The sequence below is a fragment of the Williamsia sp. R60 genome (assembly GCF_054063855.1).
The window spans coordinates 1,061,784-1,084,168 of the sequence record NZ_JBSSGR010000002.1; the positions used below are offsets into that span (position 1 = coordinate 1,061,784).

The window sequence follows — 22,385 nt, forward strand, 5'->3', positions numbered from 1 at the left end:
TCGGGACAACCGGTCAGAAGACACGGATGCCCAGTTTCCGGCGCGTGCGCAGTCCCGCCAGCATCAGTTGGTTGTAACCCTTGAGCATGCCGGGATTGACCCGGTCGAAGCGGCGGTGCATGGCGATGGCCTTGCGGTAGCGGCGGTCGTCGTCCGCTGTCCAGGTGAAGCCCATCGCATCGCGGAACTCGGGCGGCAGGGCGCCCTTGGTCATGAACAAAGTGCGTTGACCGAGGACCCGCTGCATCACCACTCCGGCCCGTCCGAGGGGCCCCGGCAGAAAGCTGAGGTCGGCCAGCGACACGAGCATCTCCCGCACCGGCGGGTCGATGGAGATCTTCTGCATCTGCTCGGCCCAGTAGGCCTCGAAGGCGGCTCGGTCGGCGGGCCACATGTCGGGACGCACGTTGAGTGTGGTGCCGAGCCGGGCGGCATCGGCGTAGATCGCGTCGGCGGATGCGTCGCTGAGCCTGCCGTACATGAACTCGTACTGGTCGACGAAGTAGCGGAAGAGGCAGGCGGCCACCCACAGCTGCAGGTTGGGGTTGTTCGCGCTGTAGCCGACCGGGCTCTGCGGTGTGGAGGTGACCTGAGAATGGATCGCCTGGATCGCAGTGCGGACGTACTCGGCATCGTCGTCGGTGCCCTGGATGGCCACCGCGAGGTACTGCCCGGTCGTGCGCGCCCGTTTGAACGGGTGCTTGAAGGTGCTGCCGCTGTCTACCCGGCTCTCGAGCACCCCATAGCCCACCCCGGGCAACGACAGCTGCATGATGACGTTCGCCACACCCATGGTGGAGCCGAGTGTGGTCATGAGATCGGCCGTGCGGGTTGGGTTCTTGTGCATCGTGGTGTGGCTCCAGGGGTGTGGAATTGTGGTTACGCGTGTGATCAGATCGTAGACCTTTCGGCCGACTGCCGGCGCAGAACGGGGCCCGGCTCGTTCGCCGGGGCGCGGTTGGGGTCCGGTCAGGCGTCGGCGGTAACTTGGGCGGTGTGAAGCAGATACCCCGCGAGATCTGGGTACTGCTCAGCTCGAACTTCGTCATCGCTCTGGGTTTCGGACTCATCGCGCCGGCGCTACCGACATTCGCCCGCAGCTTCAACGTGGGCATCACCGCTGCGTCGATCATCATCTCGGCGTTTGCATTCATGCGTCTGGCCTTCGCGCCGGTGAGCGGCCGGCTGGTGCGGGTGCTGGGGGAGCGGCGGATCTATCTGGCAGGCCTGCTGATCGTCGCAGCGTCCACCCTCGCGTGTGCATTCGCGCAGACCTACTGGCAACTGCTCGTCTTCCGCGGTCTGGGCGGTATCGGCTCGACCATGTTCTCGGTGTCGGCGACCGCACTGATGATCCGGCTGGCGCCACCCGACATCCGCGGACGTGTGTCCGGCTACTTCAGTGCCGGATTCCTCGTCGGCAACATCACCGGCCCTCTTGTGGGGAGCGCGCTGATCGGCTTCGGGCTGCGGATGCCGTTTGTCGTCTACGCCATCGCGCTGCTCGTCGCCTCTGCAGTGGTGGCCACCCAGTTGCGCGGCGTCGGCGGCCGACCGCAGCCGGGTGCGGCCGCCCAGGCGGCGATGCCGTTGCGAGAAGCGTTGCGCGACTCGGCCTACCGGGCGATTCTCGCGTCCAGTTTCACGCAGGGGTGGGCGTCGATGGGCGTGCGGGTGGCGTTGGTGCCCCTGCTCATCGTCGACGAGCTGGGTGAATCGGCGGCGATGTCCGGTGTGGTGCTGGCCATCTACTCGGCGGGCAACGTACTCGCGATCATGGTCGCCGGGAGGCTGTCGGATTCATGGGGTCGCCGGCCGATCATGTTGCCGGGCCTGGCTCTGATGGGCGGGGCCACCGTGGTGCTCGGCTACAGCGGGAACATCTGGATCGTGGGCGGACTCACTTTTGTCGCGGGCATCGGCTCCGGCCTCTTCGCGCCCACCCACCAGGCCGCGCTCGCCGACGTGCTGGCAGGCAGGGGCCAGGGCGGGCCTGCGTTGGCGACCTTCCAGATGACCACCGATCTGGGATCCATCAGTGGGCCGGTCATCGCCGGGGCCATCGCCCAAACCTGGGGTTTCGGGCCGGCGTTCGCCATGACCGGGGCGATCGCCTTCGCCGCGTTGATCGTCTGGGGCTTTGCCCGGGAGACCGCGCCCGCGCGCACCGGTGTACAGATACCGGCGAAAGAGCCGCGACCGAACTAACGTTGACGGCATGTCTGAGGAGTCCGGTCCCGAGCACCCCGAGTCGGGTGAAGGACCAGCATTGGGTGCCAATTCCGAGGTTGGCCGACTCCGCGCCGTCATGTTGCATCGCCCTGGCGACGAATTGCGGCGTCTGACCCCGCGCAACAGTGACCAACTCTTGTTCGACGGCTTGCCGTGGGTGGACCGCGCGCAGGAAGAACACGACGCCTTCGCCGAGGTGTTGCGTGGGCGTGGCGTCGAGGTACTGCTGCTCGGTGACCTGCTCACCGAGACGATCGCGAACAGCGGCGCCGCCAGGATGCAGGGGATCGCCGCGGCGGTCAGCCCCCGCCGCCTCGGTCACCATCTGGCCCATGACCTCGCCACCGAGTTGCGCAAGTTGTCGCCGACCGACCTGGCGGGCGTCCTGATGGCGGGGATGACCTTCGACGAGATGCCCGAGTCGGCGGCCTCGGCCCGGTCATCTCTGGTCTGGCGAATGCACCACGGGACCGAGTTCGCCATCGACCCACTTCCCAATCTGTTGTTCACCCGCGACAGCTCGTTCTGGATCGGTGATCGTTTCGCGATCACCTCCCTCGCCTTGCCGGCCCGTGTCCGCGAGACGTCGTTGACTGACCTGATCTACGCCCACCATTCCCGGTTCCTCGGCGTCCGGCGTGCCTACGAATCGCACACCGCGCCGGTCGAAGGTGGTGACGTACTGCTGCTCGCACCCGGGGTGGTCGCCGTCGGTGTCGGTGAGCGCACCACTCCAGCAGGTGCGGAAGCGTTGGCGCGCAGCCTGTTCGAGGATGGTCTGGCGCACACGGTGCTCGCCGTCCCGATCGAGCAGCGACGCGCGTCGATGCATCTGGACACGGTCTGCACCATGGTCGACACCGACGCGGTGGTGATGTACCCGGTGATCCAGGATTCCCTGTCGGCGTTCACGATCGCGATGACAGACGGCTCGGTCTCGGTGACGGGGCCCGCCCCTTTCGTCGAGGCGGCGGCCGACGCCATGGGAATCGAGAAGTTACGGGTGATCGACACCGGTCTGGATGCGGTGACCGCCGAGCGTGAACAGTGGGACGACGGTAACAACACCCTGGCCCTCGCCCCGGGTGTTGTCGTTGCGTACGACCGGAACGTGGAGACCAATCGCAGACTCGAGGATTCGGGCGTGGAGGTACTCACCATCGCGGGCAGTGAACTCGGCTCGGGACGCGGCGGTCCGCGGTGCATGTCGTGCCCGGTGTCGAGGGATCCGCTGTGACACACACAGGCGCGGTGCCGGGATGATCGAACTGTCCATCGATCCGGAATCCGACGTCGCACCCTACGAGCAGGTGCGCCGGGGCATCATCGAACTGGTCAATTCGGGCAGGCTGCTCGCCGGCAGCCGGATTCCCACCGTCCGCGCATTGGCCGAAGAGCTCGATCTGGCCCCCAATACCGTCGCCCGGTCATACCGTGAACTCGAGGCCGAGGACGTCATCGAGACCAGAGGGCGACAGGGGTCGTTTGTGAAGGCGCACGCCGATTCCTCGGTGCAGCGGGCCGCGCAGTTGACCGTGGAGCATGTTGCCGCCCTGAGACAATTGCGTGTCGACGACACACAGATCGAGGCGCTGCTCAAGCAGGCATTGCGCAGCTAGGGGCCATTTAGGTCGGTTGCGCAGGGTGAACCCGGTGGTTACGACCAGGTAGCAAATCGGTTGTGAAAGTTGAACAATCGAGGTGAATCCTGTTCTAGTTAGGTTCATGGCATTGACCACTGAAACCACCGATGCGGTTCCGACTCCGGATGTTCGGGGTCCAAAACCGCGGATCGACCTAGTTGTCTTCGGGGTCACCGCTGCTGCAGTGATCGCGTTTGTCATCTGGGGTCTGGTCGACAAAGAGAGTCTGAACACCAGGACGCAGGACCTGCTGGCCTGGATCACCGACAACCTCGGTTGGGTGTTCATCCTGTCGGCCACCTTCTTCGTACTGTTCGCCATCTTCCTGGCGGTCAGCAAATACGGCAAGATCCCGCTGGGCCGTGACGGGGAGAAACCCGAGTACAACACCGTCAGTTGGGTCGCGATGATGTTCAGCGCCGGCATGGGTATCGGCCTGATGTTCTACGGAGCGAACGAGCCCCTCACCCACTTCGTGACCGCACCTCCCGGAACGTCGCAGAACGACGTGGGTATCGCCATGGCAACCACGATGTTCCACTGGGGTTTCCACCCGTGGGCGATGTACGCGGTGGTCGGCCTGGCCATCGCCTACAGCACCTACCGGTGTGGCCGAGGACAATTGGTCAGTGCAGTCTTCGCTCCCATCCTCGGCCACCGTGCCAACGGCTGGGGCGGCAAGGTCATCGACATCCTCGCGATCTTCGCGACCCTGTTCGGTACGGTCGCCTCCCTGGGACTCGGTGCCGCGCAGATCGGTTCGGGCTTTGTGGAGGTCGGCTGGATCAACGACCCGTCGAAGTTGTTGCTGGTGGCCATCATCGCGGTGCTGACCGCAGCATTCGTCGCATCCGCGGTATCGGGCGTCGCGAAGGGCATCCAGTGGCTGTCCAACACCAACATGGTCTTGGCGATCGTGTTGGCGCTGTTCATCTTCGTCGTCGGGCCCACGGTCTTCATCCTGAACGTGCTGCCCACCAGCATCGGCACCTACCTCAACGACATCACCTCGTTCTCGGCTCGATCAGGTGCCACCGTCGACAGCGAGGGTGAGACCTGGCTCGCCGGCTGGACCATCTTCTACTGGGCGTGGTGGGTGTCCTGGACGCCCTTCGTCGGCATGTTCCTGGCCAAGATCAGCCGTGGCCGCACCATCCGCCAGTTCGTGATCGGCGTGCTGCTGGTCCCGACGATCGTCTCGCTGCTGTGGTTCGCCATCTTCGGTGGGACGGCGATACGACAACAACAGGACGGCAAGGGGCTGGCCGACGCGAGTTCGGCGGAGAGTCAGCTCTTCGACATGCTCGGCAACCTGCCACTGACCGGCATCGCGTCGGTGCTCGTGATGGTGCTCGTCGCGATCTTCTTCGTGTCCGGTGCGGACGCGGCCTCACTGGTGATGGGCACCTTGTCCGAACGGGGAGCGCACGAACCGAGCAAGGGCGTCACCATCTTCTGGGGCGTATTGACCGGAGCTGTTGCCGCACTGCTGTTGTGGGCCAGTGGCGACGACGCGCTCAACGGCATCAAGACGATGGCCATCATCGCCGCGCTGCCGTTTGTCATCGTGATGATCTTCATGTGCGTGTCTCTGTACATGGACCTGCGCCGCGATCCGCTCATCGTTGCCCAGCGCAACTACGACACCCAGGTCGACCACACGTTGCGGACGCACGCGAACATCCTGGCCGGCGACGACGAGGCCAACGACGTGCTGCCTTCGGATCAGTTCCCGGCGATCACACCTGACCAGTTGCGGAAGTCTCCCGACGAACTGAAGTGATCATCAAGATTCAGATGTGAACGGGCCCCCTCTCGAGGGGACCCGTTTGCGTCTGGGGGCGGTAGCAACGCGTTTGCCATGGCAGGTTCGATCATGTCCAGCTGGGCAACCACATCTGCATGTTCCACATCTCGCGGGAGATGGGTTCGCCGGTGAGGATCGGCCACATCCACATGAAGTTGGCCACCGCAAGACCCAGATAGATGCTGACCGCGACCGCACCGACCAGCCGCTTCTCGTACGCGTAGTTCTTGGCGCGGCGACTCGCGGCCAGCACGTCCCCGACGCAGAGAGCCAGACCCATGATGAGGAACGGCGCCATCGCGGTGGCGTAGAAGAAGTACATCTGGCGGTCGAGATTGGTGAACCAGGGCAGGTAGGCGGCGCCGTACCCCACCAGAACGACGGCGTACCGCCAGTCACGCCGGATGAACATGCGCCACAGCGCCCACGCGAGCATCGGTAACGCCAGCCACCACATGATCGGGGTGCCGATGAACATCATGGCCTTGACGCACTCGGACTCGCCGCACTTCTCCGGGCCGTACTCGATGTAGTAGAGCATCGGGCGCAGGCCCATGGGCCATGTCCACGGCTTTGATTCCCACGGGTGGTGATTGCCTGCCGAGTTGGTGAGATTGGCGTGAAACGAGAGCACGCCCGACTCGTAGTACCAGAGTGAACGCCAGGCATCGGGAATCCACGCGAAGGGCCCACCGGTGCCGATCTGCCTGCCCACCTCGTACCGGTAAACCGCTGTCTCGGAACTGAACCACGGAGCGAACGTCGCCAGGTAGATCAGCACGGGGGTGACGCCGAGGGAGAAACCGGTGGGGATCACATCGCGGAGCAGCACCCCCCGCCACGGACGCTGCACCAGATAGGCCTTGCGTGCCGCCACGTCGAAACCGAGCGAGAGCACGATGAAGAAGATGACGAAGTAGATGCCCGACCACTTGGTGCCGCAGGCAAGGCCCAGGGCGATGGCAGCAGCAAAACGCCACCACCGGAAACCCAGCCGCGGTCCGTACGGCGAGTCGTGGATCCGGCCCTCGGAGTAGACCTTGTGCATCCGGGACCGCATCTGGTCGCGGTCGCAGACGATCGCGGCGAGCGCGGCCAGGATGAAGAAGATCTGGAAGATGTCGAGCAAGCCCGTCCGCGAGGCCACGAAGGTGACCCCGTCGACGATCATCAGCACCCCGGCGATCGCGCCGACAAGCGTCGAGCGGGTCAGTCGACGGACCAATCGCACGACGATGAGGATCATCAGCGTGCCGCACACCGCCGACATGAACCGCCAGCCCCAGGCGTCGTAGCCGAACAGCCACTCGCCGATGGCGATCATCCACTTGCCGACGGGCGGGTGGACAACCAGACCGTAGGCCGGGTTGTCCTCAAGCCAGTTGTCGCCGGTGAGCACCTGCCAGGCCTGCGGCACGTAATGCTTCTCGTCGAAGACGGGTGTGCCCTTGTCGGTAGGGCTGCCCAGGTTCGCGAAACGAGTGATCGCGCCGATCGCGGTGATCATCAGAGCGACGATCCAGCCGCGCCGACGATCGGTGGGGCCGAAGACAGGCGCGGGGACCTTACGCGCCGCGCCAGGGCTGGTGCCCAGGTCCTCGGCGTGGACGCCGGGTAATTCGTCCGAGGATTGCCACCCGGGAAGGGACCGTCGAGCGTTGTCCGAGGCCTCCGGAACGGAGTTCTCGAGCGGCGGGGCGAACGTCACCTTGCCAATCGTAGGCTGTGCGGTGATGAACTCTCCGCAGCCACAAGGCCAACTCGTACTCGCCGCGACCCCGATGGGACGCATCGACGACGCGTCCCCCCGACTCCGGGAGGCACTGGCCGCTGCCGACGTAGTGGCCGCGGAAGACACCCGCCGCGCGAAGGCGCTGGCTGCGGGGCTGGGCGTGACCATCGGCGGCCGGGTGGTGAGCTATTACGACCAGGTCGAGGTGAAGCGAACCCCGGCCCTGGTGGACGAGGTGCGGTCGGGCGCCACCGTCCTGGTGATCACCGATGCCGGCATGCCGTCGGTCTCCGACCCGGGCTATCGGCTGGTGGTCGCGTGTATCGAGGCGGATCTACCCGTCACGTGCCTGCCTGGACCGTCTGCAGTGACCACCGCGCTGGCGGTGTCGGGTCTGCCGGTGGAGCGCTTCTGCTTCGACGGCTTCGCTCCCCGCAAGTCAGGGCAACGTCGATCGTGGTTCACCGAGTACATCGACGAGGCGCGCACCGTTGTCTTCTTCGAGGCACCACACCGGCTCGCGGACTGTCTGCTCGATGCGGCGGCAGTGCTGGGGCCCGACCGGCGCGCCGCGGTGTGCCGCGAGCTGACCAAGACGTACGAAGAGGTGCGCCGTGGGTCGCTCGGCGAGCTCGCGGAGTGGGCGGCCCAGGGTGTGCGCGGCGAGATCACCGTGGTTCTCGACGGCGCGGTCGCGGGCGAACCGGACATCGAAGCGCTTGTGGCGCGCGTCGAGGAGGTTGTCGCCGGGGGAGTGCGCCTCAAAGATGCCTGTGCCCAGTTCGCGGCGAAGACAGGTGCCTCGCGCCGCGAACTGTACGAGGCGGTGCTTGCGAGCCGCGAGAGCTGATGTCGGCCCTCGCGCACGGGTCGCGGTCTCGCGCACCGGAACGACCGGTGCGCCGTGCACCGGAAAGTGCGTCAGGCGGGCTGGATACCGAGGATGGCCGCGGCTTTGTCCAGGCACTCCTGCCATTCGCCGTCGGGGTCGGAGTCGATGGTGATCCCCCCGCCGACGCCCAGGAACGCCGCGCCATCCGGGGCGATCTCCACGGTGCGGATCGCCACGTTCAGGTCGAGTCCGGAAATGGGGGAGACCACTCCGACTGCCCCGCAGTACAACCCGCGGGAGTTCTGCTCCCACTTCGAAAGCAATTCGCGAGCACGGGCTTTCGGCGTACCCGTCACCGAGGCGGGTGGAAACGTGGCGTCGATCAGCGCCGAGTTCGACACCGACGGCGGCACCGTTGCCTGCACCGTGGACACCAGATGCCACACGCCGGGCGCGGGATGCACGTCGAGCAACTCGGTCACTGCGACGGTGCCGGTGAGCGCCACTCTGCCCAGGTCGTTGCGCACGAGATCGACGATCATGATGTTCTCTGCGACATCCTTGGCGGAGTCGAGCAACAGCTGTGGGTCGAGGTCGATGGGCAGGGTGCCCTTGATGGGGCTCGAGGTCACCACCGATCCTCGTCGATGAAGAAAGGTCTCGGGCGAGAACGAGACAACAGATCCCCAATCGCCATGCAGCAGAGCTGCTTTGCGAGGGCGGGTGAAGTGCACGCCGTCGGCGAAATAGTTGGCCGCCGAACCTGCGAACCGGCCGGCGAAACGGGTGCAGATACAGGCTTGATAGACCTCGCCGGCACGGATGGCCTCGAGGCACTGCGCAATGGCCTCCACGTGTGGTCGCTGCGCGGGCGGCTGCCAGGTGACCGACCATGTGCGGCTGTGATGCTCGCCGAGACTGGCGCGTACCCAGTCCGGACACTCCTGACCGTTCAGCGACGTCCACCACCAGCTGCCCGTCCGGTCGAGTTCGAGCACATTGTCGGTCTCACCGCCGGCAGCGGGAGGCAACGGGTTCTCGCTGACGCGATCCGGGAAACCCTGGTAGCCGAACCAGAACCCTTGCGGGTCATCGGGTATCGGGACTCCGGCCCGAAGGTCGATCGACGGAGCGATGACGGCATCGGAGTCGAGCCAATCGCCGATCAGCGCCGCCGGACCGGGTATCCCGAGTCGCCGGGTGTGAAAGTCCAGGGCGCGCACCACATCAGACGCCGAACCCGGACCGAGTTCAACGCTTCGCAACACCAGTCCGCGCCCTGATCTCGTCAGCTCTTGGGGAGTTCGTACCGGGGGAAGACGGGCGTCGGTTTCGGAAGCGCCGTTCCGGCGGTCAACCGCTCTCCGATGGACTCGAATGTGCGCGAATCCTGCTTCACGGCAAGGAGATCGAGAAGCGTGCCGGTTGATTCCGGCATTGCCGGCTGCGCCAGCAGCGTGGTGATCCGTACGACCTCCGCGCAGACGTACAGCACGGTGCCGGTGCGTTCGAGGTCGGTCTTCGCGAGCTTCCACGGCTGTTCGACGGAGATGTACTTGTTGGTGTCGCCCAGCACCTCCCAGATCACCTCGAGCGCGGTGTGGATGGCTTGCTGATCCATTTCCGTGCGCACGCGAGCGAGCAGGCCGTCGGCCTTGTCCAGCAACGTGGTGTCGGCGTCGGTGAGGGCGGCGGGTGCCGGCAGGACACCGTCGAAGTACTTGCCGACCATGGACAGTGTCCGCTGGGCGAGGTTGCCGAGCTCGTTCGCCAGGTCGGCGTTGACCCGCGCGATGATGGCCTCGTGACTGTAGGACCCGTCCTGTCCGAACGGCACCTCGCGCAGGCAGAAGAAGCGGATGGGGTCGAGACCGAACTCGTTCACCAGCACGTACGGGTCGACGACATTGCCGATCGATTTGCTCATCTTCTCGCCGCTGTTGAGCAGGAATCCGTGCGCGTACACACGTTTGGGCAGTTCGATGCCGGCGCTCATCAGAAAAGCGGGCCAGTACACACAGTGGAACCGGATGATGTCCTTGCCGATGATGTGCAGATCGGCGGGCCAGAACTTCTTCCATCGCTCCGAGTCGGTGTCGGGGTAGCCCGCAGCGGTGATGTAGTTGGTCAGTGCGTCGACCCAGACGTACATGACGTGGTCGTCGTGACCGGGGACCTGCACGCCCCAGTCGAAGGTGGTGCGCGACACCGACAGATCGCGCAGACCGCCGCGGACAAAGCTCGACACCTCGTTACGGCGGGTTCCCGGGCCGATGAATTCCGGGTGCTTCTCGTAGAGATCGAGCAGTTTGTCCTGGTAGGCGGACAGTCGGAAGAAGTACGCCTCTTCTTCGGTCCACTCCACCGGCGTCTGGGTTTCGGTCGAGACCCTCGTACCGTCCTCGTTCACGGTGGTGTCCGACTCGGAGTAGAAGGCCTCATCCCGGATCGAGTACCAACCCGAGTACTTGTCGAGGTAGATGTCGCCATTGGCGACCATTCGTTCCCAGATGGCCTGCGACGCGACATGGTGGTCGGCGTCGGTGGTCCGGATGAACCGGTCGAAGCTGCTACCGAGGGTTTCCTGCAAGGTGCGGAACGCTGCGGAGTTCCGATCGGCGAGGGCCCGGGTCTCGATGCCTTCCTTCTCGGCGGTCTGCTGCATCTTCTGGCCGTGCTCGTCGGTGCCGGTGACGAACAGCACGTCGTAGCCGTCGAGTCGTTTGAATCGGGCGATGGCGTCCGCAGCTATGTACTCGTACGCGTGCCCGATGTGTGGTGCCCCGTTGGGGTAAGCAATGGCCGTGGTGATGTAAAACGGCGGTTTCGATGCAGAAGCCATGGTGGGTGACAGCTTATCGCCGATGTGTCGAGGCCATCACCGGGCCTGACCGGCTCATCTCACTGCTCGGTCAACGGGACTGTGGCGTCTGATAGACGTCCGGGATGCCATCGTGGTTGTCATCGACGCTTTCTTCGGCACAGATGGCCCGGTAGTGCCGATTGCGGATGCGCAGCAGGACGGCCGCGAGTACGGCGGCCAGCAGTGACCCGGTGAGCACGCCGATCTTCACGTGTTCGTCGCGTTCGGAGCCGATGCCGTAGGCCAGGTCGCCGATGAGCAGGGACACGGTGAATCCGATTCCGGCCAACATCGCGATGCCGAGGACATCGATCCAGCGAATCGCCGAATCGAGGCTCGCGCGGGTGAAGGCCGACAGCAGTCGGGTGGTGCCGAAGATCCCCAGCGGCTTACCCAGGACAAGTCCGGCGATGATGCCCAGTGCGATCGGATCTCGCAGGGCGTCGGTGAACCCGGAAAGACCGCCGATGGCGACGCCCGCGGCGAAGAACGCGAACACCGGGACCGCGAAGCCGGCGGAGATGGGCCTGATCCGGTGCTCGAAGTGTTCGGCGAGGCCGGGCCCTGCGTCGGGGCCTCCGGCTGCCTTGCTGCGGATCACCGGAACGGTGAACCCGAGGAGCACGCCGGCCACGGTTGCGTGGATGCCCGACTCGTGTACAAACGCCCACGTCAACGCGGCGAGTGGGAGGAGGACCCACCAGGACCGGATGCGTCGCTGAACACAGACCGCGAACAAGGCGAGCGGCAGCACCGCGAGCGCAAGCGCTCCCACGTTGACGTCCTCGGTGTAGAACACCGCGATGACGGTGATCGCGAGTAGGTCGTCGACAACGGCGAGGGTCAACAGGAACGTGCGTAGCGCGGAAGGCAGATGGGTGGAGATGACGGCCAGCACCGCGACAGCGAAGGCGATGTCGGTGGCCGTGGGGATGGCCCACCCTTCGACGGCGCCGTCACCGGCCGGCAGGGTGATGGCCACGAAAATCGCTGCGGGCACCACCATCCCGCCGACGGCCGCGGCGATCGGGAGCGCGGCACGCGCAGGATTGCGGAGATCGCCGGCGACGAACTCCCGTTTGAGTTCGAGGCCGACAACAAAGAAGAAAATGGCGAGCAGCCCGTCGGCCGCCCAGGTCGCCAGACTGAGGTCGAGGTGCAGCCCCAGCGCGTCCGACCCGACGGTCGTCTCACCCAGCGACGTGTAGGCCTCGGACCACGGCGAGTTCGCCCACACGAGCGCTATCACCGTGGCGACCAGTAGCAAAGCCCCGCCGACGGTCTCTTTTCGGAGAATCGACGAGACCCGTGATGCCTCCGACCACGACCCCCGGGCGAACATGGGGAGGGCGGGTCCCCGCGCGGGTGGCCCGGCCGAACCTGGCGGTGTCGGGCCGGTGGGCTCGGGAGATTGGTTGTCAGACAACGGGATACCTCACATCTGTCGGTGATGACATGACACGGCACGCAGATGCCTTACGCGTTGCACGTGGCCGACCAGACTTCCCGGCACTCCTGGGGTGTCACCTTACAAGGTCTGCGCAGGCTCTGCTGACGGCTCAGTGCGCATCGCCGTCCCCGTGTCCCCAATCGGCGATCTAGGGTGAGTCGTGGCCGTCTCCGACCCGAAACAGTTCTTCGCGAGTGCACCCGTCGCCCGGCTGGGTACGGTGTCCGCCGACCACCGACCCCATGTGGTCCCGGTGGTGTTCGCTGTGGCCGGCGACCTGATCTACACCGCGGTCGACGGCAAGCCGAAGTCCGGCAGACCCTTGCGGCGCCTGGCGAACATCGCCGAATGCCCGGACGTCAGCCTGGTGGTGGATCACTACGAGGATGACTGGAGCCGACTGTGGTGGGTGCGGGCCGACGGGTGTGCCCGCGTTCACGAAAGCGGCCCCGAAATGCATGACGCATTGAGGATGCTGCGTGCCAAATACCCGCAGTATCAGACTGTTTCGCTCGACGGTCCGGTCATCGCCGTCACTGTGCGGCGTTGGAGTTCGTGGACCGGCTGAAGTTGGCCACCAACTCGGAGATGAACTGAGGCCAGAGCGGTTCGGGCAGATCATGGCCCATGCCGTCGATCAACACGAGCTTGGAACCCTTGACCGCCCGCGCGATGGCCTTGCCGCCTGACGGGCGCATCAAACCGTCGGCCTTACCGTGGATCACCACGGTCGGTGCCGTGATCGCGGTGGTGTACTTCTTCAGGCTTCCGGTTCCCATCACTGCGCAGGTCTGACGCACCACGCCGGCGGGGTCGTGCGCGCGGTCGTACGCTGCGGTCGACCGTCGCAGGGCCTCGTCCCAGCTGAGTTCGTACTTCGGGCTGCCGATGGCCCGGATCGCCTTGGCTGCGTTCTCGATGTAGGCCTCGCGGGTGGAGCCTTTTCCGGGTCCGGACAGCAGCGCCCACAATTTGCGCGGATCCGGAGGTGGCAGGAAGGCCTCGTTGGTGCTGGAGAAGAAGATCGCCAGCGACAGCACCCGCTCGGGGTGTCGGCCCGCGAGGACCTGGGCGATCATGCCGCCCATCGATCCGCCGACCACGTGCGCCTTCTCGATCTCGAGGGTGTCGAGCAGGCCCACGGCGTCCTGCGCCATGTCCACGAGGGTGTAGGGGACATCGCTGGGAAGACCGAGTTGGTGGCGGGCCATCCTGGTGAGCATCGAACCGCCGACGCGTACGCCGTCGAGGTGCGTCGATAGGCCGATGTCCCGGTTGTCGAAGCGGATCACCCGATAACCCCTGGCGGCGATGGACTCACAGAAAGCGGTCTGCCAGAACGTCAACTGCGCGCTGAGACCCATGATCAGCAGTACGGCCGGATCGTTCGGGTCACCCATGTCCTCGTAAGCGATCGTGATGTCGCCGACCTGCGCCGTGCCTACCCGGTTCTCGATCTCACTCATCGTCACGACCTTAGTACCCGGCCCCGCGGGCGGAGGGTGAAGTCTCGTCGTCGAACCGCAGGGATTTCGCGTAGCAGCGGCTCAACGGGCTGCCCGCGTAGTGGCCGTAGTTCTCGATGAGGGAGTACCCCAACGACTCGTACAGCGCCATCGCCTCCGGTTGGCGTGTGCCGGTCTCGAGCCGGACCACGTCGGTCCCACGTGTGGTCGCCCGATGCTCGAGTGCATTCATCAGTGACCGCGCCACGCCTCGCCCGCGCTGCCCGGGCTCGACGTACAGCCGCTTGACCTCGTCGAGTCCAGGGCGCACACCGATCAAGACGACAACACCAACCGCTACTCCGTCGACAACGGCCACGAAGTGGTCGCCGGTCGTGGGAAGGGGTTCGAGCTCCACGTCACCGGGGTAGCGGACATTTAGCTCGGCGACGGCAGCGGCAACCAAGCGCTGCACATCGGAGTCGTCGGCCGGCCGGGTCTCGATGTCCGTCCGGGTCCCGCCATCGCGGCCCATGTCCATATCCATTGGAAAACGGTAAATCGACCAGGGCACAATTCACACATGCCCCTGCGCCCCTTCCAGCAAGTCGACGTCTTCGTGTCCGGATCCCTCTCGGGGAACGCTGTCGCCGTCGTCTTCGACGCCGACGGCTTGACCGATGCGTCGATGGCGGCCTTCGCGAACTGGACGAATCTGGCGGAGACGACGTTCTTCCAGACCCCTGACGACCCGGCGGCGGACTACAAGCTGCGCATCTTCACCACCGCCGAAGAGCTACCGTTCGCCGGCCACCCCACCCTCGGGTCAGCTCACGCCTGGTTGCGTGCGCGTGGAGTCCCCAAGGGCGACAACATCGTTCAGGAGTGCGGCGCCGGGCTGGTCACGATCAGGTCCGACGGTGACCGCCTGGCTTTCGCGAGTCCTCCGCTGGTCCGGTCGGGTGCTGTCGACAACTCGGATCTGGCCACGATCCACAAAGCCCTGGGGCTCGCGCCCTCCGATGTGGTCGCCTCGAACTGGGTGGACAACGGGCCACGGTGGATCGGCCTGATGCTCACCTCCGCGCAGCGAGTACTCGATGTCCGCCCGGATTTTGATGCACTCGGGTCGCTCAACGTCGGTGTGATCGGCCCGTATCGGGGAGATGTGCCCATGCCCGCCGATCGGCCGGATTTTGAGGTCCGGGCGTTCATCCCGGGGGTCGCCGCGCCCGAGGATCCGGTGACGGGGAGTCTTAATGCCGGCCTCGCGACGTGGCTGCGCGGTGAACAGCAGGTACCGGCGTCGTACGTGGCCTCGCAGGGGACCGTGCTCGGCCGGGCGGGCCGGGTCTACATCGACGATGACGGCACCGACATCTGGGTCGGTGGCCGCAGTGCCACGGTCATCAGCGGCGAGGTGGACCTGTAGCGATGGCAGACCACCAGAGCACCACCCCTGACGGCAATACCCCTGACGGAAACATCACAGACGGCAACGACTCCTCGGTCAGCAACAAGGAGTTGAAGAAGCAGCGTCGCCGGACCCCGCCGCCGGATCCCGAGCCCCTTGCACCGTTGATCGATTCCCACACCCACCTGGCTGCCTGTGGCGGCCGCGACGCCGATTCGGTGACCGCCATCCTCGACCACGCCGAATCCGTCGGCGTGCGGGCGGTGGTCACGGTTGCCGATGACATGGTCGACGCCCGCTGGGCAGTCTCCGCAGCACAGTGGGACCAGCGGGCGTACGCCGCGGTGGCCCTGCATCCCACCCACGCCCATGAGCTGGACGACGCCGCCAAGGCGGAGCTCGAGCAGATGCTCACCGATCCCAGGGTCGTCGCGGTCGGGGAGACCGGCCTCGACTACTACTGGCCGGGTCGATCGGACGACTGCGCCACGGTGCCGCAACAACACGAGGCGTTCGCCTGGCACATCGACCTCGCAAAGAGGGTCGGCAAGCCGTTGATGATCCACAATCGTGAGGCCGATCGGGATCTGCTGGACATGCTTGCTCGGGAGGGGGCGCCGGACACGGTGATCATGCACTGCTTCTCGGGAGACGAGCAGATAGCGGCTGAGTGCATCGAGCGGGGCTATCTGCTGAGTTTCGCCGGAACGGTCAGTTTCAAGAACTCCATCACGTTGCAGGCGGCCGCCAAGTTGGTGCCGGACCACCTGCTGCTGATCGAGACGGACGCGCCCTTCCTGACCCCGCACCCGTACCGCGGGCAGCCGAACCAGTCGTACGTGCTCCCGTACACCGCGCGAGCGCTGGCGGAGGTGCGAGGACAGGACGCCGCTGAGGTCGCCGGGGCTATCACTGCCAACGCCGCGAGGGCCTACCGTCTCGACATCTGAACAACGGCCTGAACAGGCGGTTTACCTGTCGCTTTGCACAAAACACACCATCCCGTTATCTTAACGTGATCATGTCTGTGCTCTCTCGTATCAACTCGTCGACCTCCCGCACCCCGCGTATCGCTGTCGCCCTTCTGCTCATCGTGCTCATCGCCGGCGGCATCATGGGCACCGCGATGTACAAGAACGTCACCATCGACGTCGACGGGGAGCTCAAGACGGTGGCCACTATGCGCACCTCCGTCGAGGGCATCCTCCAGGAACAGGGCTACGACCCGTCTGGCGGAGATCTGGTCCAGCCGGCCCCGGACGCGGGTGTCGGCGACGGCGAGACCATCACGTTCCACCGGCTCAAGACCCTGACCGTGAACGTCGACGGCAGCCCCCGGGAGATCAAGACCAACGCCACCACCGTCGAGCAGGCACTGGCGCAGGTGAACCTGGTCTCGGACTCGATCGAGATCGAAGGCCCCACCACCGACCAGCTCCCCGTCTCTGGTGGCCTGGTGAACGTGGTGCTGCCCAAGAAGGTGCACCTGACCGACGGATCCGAGAAGGTCACCAAGGACATCGCGGCCAAGACCGTCGCCGAACTCCTCGCGGACACGGGTAAGCCTCTCGCCCCCACCGATGAGGTGACCCCGGCGGCCGACACCCCGGTGACCAACAACATGGACATCACGGTGACGCGTATCCGCACCGAGACGATCACCGTCACCGAACCCGTCGCGCCGCCCGAGAACAAGGTCGACGACCCGAACCTCGTCAAGGACCGCAAGGTCGTGAAGAAGCCGGGTACCCCCGGTTCGCAAGAGGTCACCTATGAGGTGACGACGGTCAACGGCAAGGAGACCGCGAAGAAGCAGGTCGATGCCGAGGTCAAGGTCGAACCGGTTGCCGCAGAAGTTGCCGTGGGCACCAAACCGGGTGCGCCGTACGTGCCGCCGGGCTCGGTGTGGGATGCGTTGGCGCAGTGCGAGGCCACCGGTAACTGGGCGATCAACACCGGCAACGGCTTTTACGGTGGCGTGCAGTTCGACCAGAACACCTGGGACCGCTGGGGTGGCCAGGAATACGCCCCACGTGCCGACCTCGCGACCCGTGAAGAACAGATCGCAATTGCCACCAAGACCCAGGCCGCGCAAGGATGGGGCGCGTGGCCCTCTTGTTCCTCGAAACTCGGCTTGCGCTGACCGCGCATGCACCCGTTGATCGGGCAGCGCTCTGACGAACTCGCCCGCGTTGCTCGGCCCCGTCGAAATTCGGGAACTCGCAGCCGCTCTCGACATCCGGCCCACCAAGACGCTGGGGCAGAACTTCGTTCACGACGCGAACACCGTGCGGCGGATCGTCGCGGCGTCAGGAGTCGGAGGCGATGACGTCGCCCTGGAGGTCGGCCCGGGGCTCGGCTCGCTGACCCTGGGGTTGCTCGGCGCGGCACGATCGGTGCTCGCCGTCGAGATCGACCCTCGCCTTGCCGGTCGTCTGCCCGGCACTGTTGCCGACCGCGCGCCCGATCAGGCAGGTGAACTCACCGTTGTCACCGCCGACGCACTGCGGGTCACGGCAGCCGATCTCCCGCAGGCGCCCACCGCGCTGGTCGCCAACCTCCCGTACAACGTCGCGGTGCCGGTTCTGCTGCACCTGATGTCGGAGTTCCCGAGCATCACCTCGGCCCTGGTGATGGTGCAACTCGAAGTGGCCCAACGTCTCGCCGCGGGGCCAGGCGGCCGCGTCTACGGGGTCCCCAGCGTCAAGGCGCGCTTCTTCGGAGAGGTCGGGCAGGCCGGAACCGTGGGGCGCAGCGTGTTCTGGCCCGAACCCAAGGTGGAATCGGGACTCGTGCGGATCCGCCGATACGCCCAGGCGCCGTGGCCGATCGACGAAGTACATCGACGTCGGGTGTTCTCGGTGATCGATGCGGCTTTCGCCCAGCGACGCAAGACATTACGTGCCGCCCTCTCGGGACTCGCCGGCTCTGCCGCACAGGCAGAGAGCATGCTGGTCGCCGCCGGGATCGACCCAGGTCTGCGCGGTGAGCGGCTGGCCATCGAGGACTACGTCGCGCTCGCCGCGCAACTCGATTAGTAGGGCCGCATAGACTTGAACACCGTGTTGTCTGTCGTCCCACGCCCCGTCACCGTTCGGGTGCCTGCCAAGGTGAATCTGCACCTGGGGGTGGGTTTGCCGCGTCGTGACGGCTATCACGAATTGACCACCGTCTTCCAGGCGCTGTCGCTGTCGGACACCATCTCGGTGGTCCCGGCCGACGACCTGGCGATCACCGTCACCGGCGACAGCGCCGGCGCGGTACCGCTCGATGCAACCAATCTCGCCTGGCGCGCGGCGGAGCTGATGGCCCGGGTGGCCGGTCGCGAGCCCGCTGTCGCCATCAGCATCACCAAGGGGATTCCCGTCGCCGGCGGGATGGCCGGGGGAAGCGCCGATGCCGCCGGGACACTGGTGGCCTTGGCACGGTTGTGGCGACTGGACATCGGTCGCGACAAGATGCGCGACCTCGCGGCCGAACTGGGCAGCGACGTCCCGTTTGCGGTGCGGGGCGGTACCGCGCTCGGCACGGGGCGTGGCGAGAAATTGACCACCGTGCTCTCACGCGGCGAGTACCACTGGGTGCTGGCCGTGGCCAAGGAAGGACTCAGTACCGCCGCCGTGTACCGCGAACTCGATCAACTCCGAAAGTCGTATTCCTCAGAAGAGGACACCGGCACCTACACCGAATCGCCCGACGAACTCTTGCAGGCGCTGGCGTCGGGAGACCCCGTGCGCGTGGCAGCCTTGCTGCACAACGACATGCAACCGGCCGCGCTGTCGATGCGACCGGCGCTACGCAGGACACTGCGCGCTGGCGTCGACGCCGGGGCGCTGGCCGGGATCGTGTCCGGGTCCGGACCGACCTGCGCGTTCCTGTGTACCGATGAGACGTCCGCCGTGACCACCGCCGCCGAGTTGTCGGGAGCCGGGGTGTGCCGCGCAGTCCGGACCGCATCCGGACCGGTTGCCGGCGCCCGCCTGATCGAAGGGGCCGCATGACCACCGCAGCACGAAAGACGAACGGCGCGAACCTCATCAGCGTCGAGAACATCAGCAAGTCGTTCGGGGTGAAGCCGCTGCTCGAGAAGGTGAGCCTCGGTGTGCAGGAAGGCGACCGGATCGGGGTCGTCGGCCTCAACGGTGGTGGCAAGACCACGATGTTGGAGATCCTGGCCGGTATCGAACCCCCCGACGAAGGCCGTGTCGCCAGGGGTACCGGTCTGCGGATGGCGGTGGTGACCCAGCGCGGACATCTGCCGCCGGAGGAAACCATCGGCCAGGTTGTGCTCGGACCCCTCGATGTGGCCGAACACGAATGGGCCGGCGACGCCCGGATCCGTTCGGTGCTGGCCGGAATCGGCATCGGCGCACTGGGTCTGGACACTCTGGTGACCGACCTCTCGGGTGGACAGCGGCGCCGGGTCGCGCTGGCAGCCGCACTGGTCCAGGACCTCGACCTGTTGATCCTCGACGAGCCCACCAACCACCTCGACCTCGAGGGCATTGCCTGGCTCGCAGACCATCTGGTCTCGCGGCGCAGTGCACTCGTGGTGGTCACGCACGATAGGTGGTTCCTCGACCGCGTCGCCACCCAGACATGGGAGGTGCAGAACGGCAACGTCGAGAGTTACGAAGGCGGTTACAACGACTGGGTGTATGCCCGCGCGGAACGGTCGCGGTTGTCCGACGCTGCCGAGGAACGCCGGCAGAACCTGGCCCGGAAAGAACTCGCCTGGCTGCGGCGCGGCCCCCCGGCTCGCACGTCGAAGCCGAAGTATCGGATCCAGGCCGCGGAAAAGCTGATCGCCGATGTGCCGCCACCGCGAGATTCGGTGGCACTGGCCAGTTTTGCCAAACGGCGACTCGGCAAGGTTGTCATCGAACTCGAAGATGCACGCCTGACGACCCCGGACGGACGCGTCCTGCTCGACGACCTCACCTGGCGCCTGGCGCCGGGGGAGCGGATCGGACTCGTCGGTATCAACGGCTCGGGTAAGACAACCCTGCTCCGCACACTGGCCGGTGAGACACCGCCTGCCGCGGGCAAGAGGATCGAAGGTCAGACCGTCTCGATCGGCTGGCTGCGCCAGGAACTCGACGACCTGCCCGTCGACATGCGCGTGATCGAGGCGGTCGAAGATGTGGCGGGCCGGATCACCCTGGGTGACAAGGAGATATCGGCCGGGCAGTTGGCCGAACGGTTGGGCTTTACCCCGGCCAAGCAGCGCACGCCGGTCGGTGATCTCTCCGGTGGGGAGCGTCGCCGACTGCAGTTGACCCGAGTCTTGATGGCGCAGCCCAATGTGTTGCTGCTGGACGAGCCCACCAACGACCTCGACATCGACACGTTGCAGCAACTGGAAGATCTGCTCGACAACTGGGCGGGCACGCTCGTGGTCATCAGTCACGACCGGTTCTTGATAGAGCGGATCTGCGAGAGCACCTGGGCACTGTTCGGTGACGGCCGACTGACCAACCTGCCGGGCGGTATCGAGCAGTACCTCAAGAAGCTCGCGGCCGGGCCGGCGCCGACCTCGGCGGCCCCGTCACGCCCCGGCACGACCCCGGCAACGGGTGCCGGTGCGGCAAAGGGCTCCGGCAGCGAGCGGGACATGCAGAAGTCGCTCAAACGCCTGGAGAAGCAGGTGGTGCGGTTGGTCGACCGCGAGAAGCAACTGCACGAACTGCTGGCCGCGGCCGCAACCGATGCAGACCAGTTGATGAAGCTCAATGCCGAGCTCAAAGACGTTGTCGCAGAGCGGGAAGCGGCCGAGGAGTCATGGATGGAACTCGCCGACCAGGTCGGCTGAGAAGGAGGAATCGATGTCGTTCATCCGTACACAGGTCTCAGGTGGGGTCGGCGAGATCATCCTCGACCGCCCCAAGGCGCTCAATGCCCTGGACCAGACGATGGTGGACGACATGTTTCCCGTCCTCACGGCATGGGCTGACGATCCGGCCATCGAACTCGTGCTGGTCACCTCGGCCAGCGACCGGGCATTTTGCGCGGGTGGCGACATCCGTGCGATCCGGGACGCCGCCGTTGCCGGCGACCACGCTTCTGTCACAAGGTATTTCAGCGCAGAATACGAGCTGGACCAGCTGATCGCCGAGTACCCCAAGCCTTATGTCGCGCTGATCGACGGTGCTGCGATGGGTGGCGGACTCGGCATCAGCGTGCACGGTGAGGTTCGCGTGGTCAGTGAAAAGGCCATGATCGCAATGCCCGAGACGGCAATCGGGTTCATCCCGGACATCGGATCCACCTACTTCTTGCCGCGACTGCCTGCCGGCGTCGGGCTCTGGCTGGGCCTCACCGGCGCGCGGGTGCGTGGCGCGGACGCGGTGGCGCTCGGCCTGGCCACCCACTTCGTGCCGAGCGATCTTTTCGAGGGCCTGGCGGACGACATCCGCTCGGGAGTGCCGCTGGGACAGGCGTTGTCGGGACGCGCGGAGCCCGTCACCGGGACCGAGTTGCCGCTGGCGAAGATCGCCGAGTACTTCAGCGACGACCCGATCGAGGCGATCGTCGGCGGGTTGCGCGGCGCCGTGGTCGACGAATGGGCCACCGAGATGGTTGCCCTGCTCGACAAGGCGTCACCCACCAGCCTTGCCGTGACGGCTGCCATGATCGACCTCGGTGGCCGCTCAACACTTGATCAGTGCCTCGAACGAGAGCTCAACGCCGCCGAACAGATCACCCGCACTCACGACTTCGCCGAAGGGGTTCGGGCCGTGCTGGTGGACAAGGATCGAAACCCGCGGTTCGACCCGGCCGACCTCGCCGATGTGGATCCAGCAGTGGTTGCCCGCATCGTCGGCTAGCGGTCACCTGACCGGAGGTCGAGTCCGACCCCGCGGCGGTGGGTTGTGCGTGACCATGCTGATTCTGGTCGACCTGGCCATTCGTACAGCGCGGTGACTTCCGGTGCCATACTCTCGACACCACGAGTGGGTCATCTGAC

At 65.9% G+C, this 22,385-nt stretch carries 20 protein-coding genes; 13 read left to right on the forward strand and 7 right to left on the reverse strand.

Going from position 1 to position 22,385, the window contains the following annotated elements; genetic code table 11:
• Window positions 1–13: 13 nt before the first annotated feature.
• Complete coding sequence (locus ACVWY6_RS11855) at window positions 14–847, reverse strand: oxygenase MpaB family protein (RefSeq protein ID WP_030170672.1); 834 nt, start codon at window positions 845–847, stop codon at window positions 14–16.
• A 149-nt stretch (window positions 848–996) separates the two neighbouring features.
• Between ACVWY6_RS11855 and ACVWY6_RS11860 the strand changes: the two genes are divergently transcribed.
• The 4 genes from ACVWY6_RS11860 to ACVWY6_RS11875 all read left to right on the forward strand — a co-directional run bounded on the left by ACVWY6_RS11860 (window position 997) and on the right by ACVWY6_RS11875 (window position 5,658).
• Window positions 997–2,208, forward strand: coding sequence for an MFS transporter (locus ACVWY6_RS11860; RefSeq protein ID WP_030170675.1), 1,212 nt, complete (start codon window positions 997–999; stop codon window positions 2,206–2,208).
• Between the two features lie 10 nt (window positions 2,209–2,218).
• Window positions 2,219–3,469: an arginine deiminase gene (gene arcA, locus ACVWY6_RS11865; RefSeq protein WP_457538199.1), complete on the forward strand. Its 1,251-nt coding sequence runs from the start codon at window positions 2,219–2,221 to the stop codon at window positions 3,467–3,469.
• Between the two features lie 22 nt (window positions 3,470–3,491).
• Window positions 3,492–3,851, forward strand: a complete 360-nt coding sequence (locus ACVWY6_RS11870; RefSeq protein ID WP_030170681.1) for a GntR family transcriptional regulator — start codon at window positions 3,492–3,494, stop codon at window positions 3,849–3,851.
• A gap of 106 nt (window positions 3,852–3,957) precedes the next feature.
• Window positions 3,958–5,658: a BCCT family transporter gene (locus ACVWY6_RS11875; protein WP_457538201.1), complete on the forward strand. Its 1,701-nt coding sequence runs from the start codon at window positions 3,958–3,960 to the stop codon at window positions 5,656–5,658.
• Window positions 5,659–5,749: 91 nt separating this feature from the next.
• On the opposite strand, the gene ACVWY6_RS11880 is transcribed toward ACVWY6_RS11875, so the two are convergent.
• A complete protein-coding gene (locus ACVWY6_RS11880) occupies window positions 5,750–7,276 on the reverse strand; it encodes a dolichyl-phosphate-mannose--protein mannosyltransferase (protein WP_457538594.1) in 1,527 nt (508 codons plus the stop codon).
• Between the two features lie 139 nt (window positions 7,277–7,415).
• Between ACVWY6_RS11880 and rsmI the strand changes: the two genes are divergently transcribed.
• The gene (gene rsmI, locus ACVWY6_RS11885) at window positions 7,416–8,264 is read left to right on the forward strand and encodes a 16S rRNA (cytidine(1402)-2'-O)-methyltransferase (protein ID WP_457538203.1); all 849 of its coding nucleotides are present in this window, start codon (window positions 7,416–7,418) and stop codon (window positions 8,262–8,264) included.
• Window positions 8,265–8,335: 71 nt separating this feature from the next.
• On the opposite strand, the gene ACVWY6_RS11890 is transcribed toward rsmI, so the two are convergent.
• The 3 genes from ACVWY6_RS11890 to nhaA all read right to left on the reverse strand — a co-directional run bounded on the left by ACVWY6_RS11890 (window position 8,336) and on the right by nhaA (window position 12,451).
• Entirely contained in the window at window positions 8,336–9,514 is a 1,179-nt protein-coding gene (locus ACVWY6_RS11890) for an aminodeoxychorismate synthase component I (RefSeq protein ID WP_457538205.1), read from the reverse strand.
• Window positions 9,515–9,534: 20 nt separating this feature from the next.
• Window positions 9,535–11,088, reverse strand: a complete 1,554-nt coding sequence (metG, locus tag ACVWY6_RS11895; RefSeq protein WP_457538207.1) for a methionine--tRNA ligase — start codon at window positions 11,086–11,088, stop codon at window positions 9,535–9,537.
• 70 nt (window positions 11,089–11,158) lie between these two features.
• Window positions 11,159–12,451 carry a Na+/H+ antiporter NhaA gene (gene nhaA / locus ACVWY6_RS11900; protein WP_457538596.1) on the reverse strand — a complete coding sequence of 431 codons (1,293 nt, stop codon included), beginning with the start codon at window positions 12,449–12,451 and terminating at the stop codon, window positions 11,159–11,161.
• 268 nt (window positions 12,452–12,719) lie between these two features.
• On the opposite strand from nhaA, the gene ACVWY6_RS11905 reads away from it, so the two are divergent.
• Window positions 12,720–13,127 (forward strand): TIGR03668 family PPOX class F420-dependent oxidoreductase, encoded by a 408-nt coding sequence (locus ACVWY6_RS11905; RefSeq protein WP_457538209.1) that lies wholly within the window; start codon window positions 12,720–12,722, stop codon window positions 13,125–13,127.
• On the opposite strand, the gene ACVWY6_RS11910 is transcribed toward ACVWY6_RS11905, so the two are convergent.
• Both ACVWY6_RS11910 and ACVWY6_RS11915 read right to left on the reverse strand, forming a co-directional pair.
• The gene (locus ACVWY6_RS11910; protein WP_457538211.1) at window positions 13,093–14,025 is read right to left on the reverse strand and encodes an alpha/beta fold hydrolase; all 933 of its coding nucleotides are present in this window, start codon (window positions 14,023–14,025) and stop codon (window positions 13,093–13,095) included. The two genes, ACVWY6_RS11905 and ACVWY6_RS11910, sit on opposite strands and share 35 nt — an antisense overlap.
• A 10-nt stretch (window positions 14,026–14,035) precedes the next feature.
• Complete coding sequence (locus ACVWY6_RS11915; protein WP_457538213.1) at window positions 14,036–14,551, reverse strand: GNAT family N-acetyltransferase; 516 nt, start codon at window positions 14,549–14,551, stop codon at window positions 14,036–14,038.
• Window positions 14,552–14,587: 36 nt separating this feature from the next.
• Here ACVWY6_RS11915 and ACVWY6_RS11920 point away from each other — a divergent pair, with 36 nt between their 5' ends.
• The 7 genes from ACVWY6_RS11920 to ACVWY6_RS11950 all read left to right on the forward strand — a co-directional run bounded on the left by ACVWY6_RS11920 (window position 14,588) and on the right by ACVWY6_RS11950 (window position 22,245).
• Window positions 14,588–15,436, forward strand: coding sequence for a PhzF family phenazine biosynthesis protein (locus ACVWY6_RS11920; RefSeq protein WP_457538215.1), 849 nt, complete (start codon window positions 14,588–14,590; stop codon window positions 15,434–15,436).
• A 2-nt stretch (window positions 15,437–15,438) separates the two neighbouring features.
• Entirely contained in the window at window positions 15,439–16,368 is a 930-nt protein-coding gene (locus ACVWY6_RS11925; RefSeq protein ID WP_457538217.1) for a TatD family hydrolase, read from the forward strand.
• Window positions 16,369–16,439: 71 nt separating this feature from the next.
• The gene (locus tag ACVWY6_RS11930) at window positions 16,440–17,561 is read left to right on the forward strand and encodes a transglycosylase family protein (protein ID WP_457538219.1); all 1,122 of its coding nucleotides are present in this window, start codon (window positions 16,440–16,442) and stop codon (window positions 17,559–17,561) included.
• A gap of 31 nt (window positions 17,562–17,592) precedes the next feature.
• Window positions 17,593–18,456, forward strand: a complete 864-nt coding sequence (gene rsmA / locus ACVWY6_RS11935; RefSeq protein WP_031333552.1) for a 16S rRNA (adenine(1518)-N(6)/adenine(1519)-N(6))-dimethyltransferase RsmA — start codon at window positions 17,593–17,595, stop codon at window positions 18,454–18,456.
• 24 nt (window positions 18,457–18,480) lie between these two features.
• Entirely contained in the window at window positions 18,481–19,419 is a 939-nt protein-coding gene (locus ACVWY6_RS11940) for a 4-(cytidine 5'-diphospho)-2-C-methyl-D-erythritol kinase (protein WP_457538221.1), read from the forward strand.
• Window positions 19,416–21,230 carry an ABC-F family ATP-binding cassette domain-containing protein gene (locus ACVWY6_RS11945; protein ID WP_062800548.1) on the forward strand — a complete coding sequence of 605 codons (1,815 nt, stop codon included), beginning with the start codon at window positions 19,416–19,418 and terminating at the stop codon, window positions 21,228–21,230. The genes ACVWY6_RS11940 and ACVWY6_RS11945 overlap by 4 nt, the downstream gene beginning before the upstream one ends.
• Window positions 21,231–21,243: 13 nt before the next feature.
• Window positions 21,244–22,245 (forward strand): enoyl-CoA hydratase/isomerase family protein, encoded by a 1,002-nt coding sequence (locus tag ACVWY6_RS11950; RefSeq protein ID WP_457538222.1) that lies wholly within the window; start codon window positions 21,244–21,246, stop codon window positions 22,243–22,245.
• The last annotated feature ends 140 nt before the right edge of the window (window positions 22,246–22,385 follow it).

Coding starts and splice junctions, on each gene's coding strand:
- ACVWY6_RS11855 (WP_030170672.1), bottom strand. CDS start 847: ATGCACAAGAACCCAACCCGCACGGCCGATCTCATGACCACACTCGGC.
- arcA (WP_457538199.1), top strand. CDS start 2,219: ATGTCTGAGGAGTCCGGTCCCGAGCACCCCGAGTCGGGTGAAGGACCA.
- ACVWY6_RS11870 (WP_030170681.1), top strand. CDS start 3,492: ATGATCGAACTGTCCATCGATCCGGAATCCGACGTCGCACCCTACGAG.
- ACVWY6_RS11875 (WP_457538201.1), top strand. CDS start 3,958: ATGGCATTGACCACTGAAACCACCGATGCGGTTCCGACTCCGGATGTT.
- rsmI (WP_457538203.1), top strand. CDS start 7,416: ATGAACTCTCCGCAGCCACAAGGCCAACTCGTACTCGCCGCGACCCCG.
- metG (WP_457538207.1), bottom strand. CDS start 11,088: ATGGCTTCTGCATCGAAACCGCCGTTTTACATCACCACGGCCATTGCT.
- nhaA (WP_457538596.1), bottom strand. CDS start 12,451: ATGTTCGCCCGGGGGTCGTGGTCGGAGGCATCACGGGTCTCGTCGATT.
- ACVWY6_RS11910 (WP_457538211.1), bottom strand. CDS start 14,025: ATGAGTGAGATCGAGAACCGGGTAGGCACGGCGCAGGTCGGCGACATC.
- ACVWY6_RS11915 (WP_457538213.1), bottom strand. CDS start 14,551: ATGGATATGGACATGGGCCGCGATGGCGGGACCCGGACGGACATCGAG.
- ACVWY6_RS11920 (WP_457538215.1), top strand. CDS start 14,588: ATGCCCCTGCGCCCCTTCCAGCAAGTCGACGTCTTCGTGTCCGGATCC.
- ACVWY6_RS11925 (WP_457538217.1), top strand. CDS start 15,439: ATGGCAGACCACCAGAGCACCACCCCTGACGGCAATACCCCTGACGGA.
- ACVWY6_RS11930 (WP_457538219.1), top strand. CDS start 16,440: ATGTCTGTGCTCTCTCGTATCAACTCGTCGACCTCCCGCACCCCGCGT.
- ACVWY6_RS11945 (WP_062800548.1), top strand. CDS start 19,416: ATGACCACCGCAGCACGAAAGACGAACGGCGCGAACCTCATCAGCGTC.
- ACVWY6_RS11950 (WP_457538222.1), top strand. CDS start 21,244: ATGTCGTTCATCCGTACACAGGTCTCAGGTGGGGTCGGCGAGATCATC.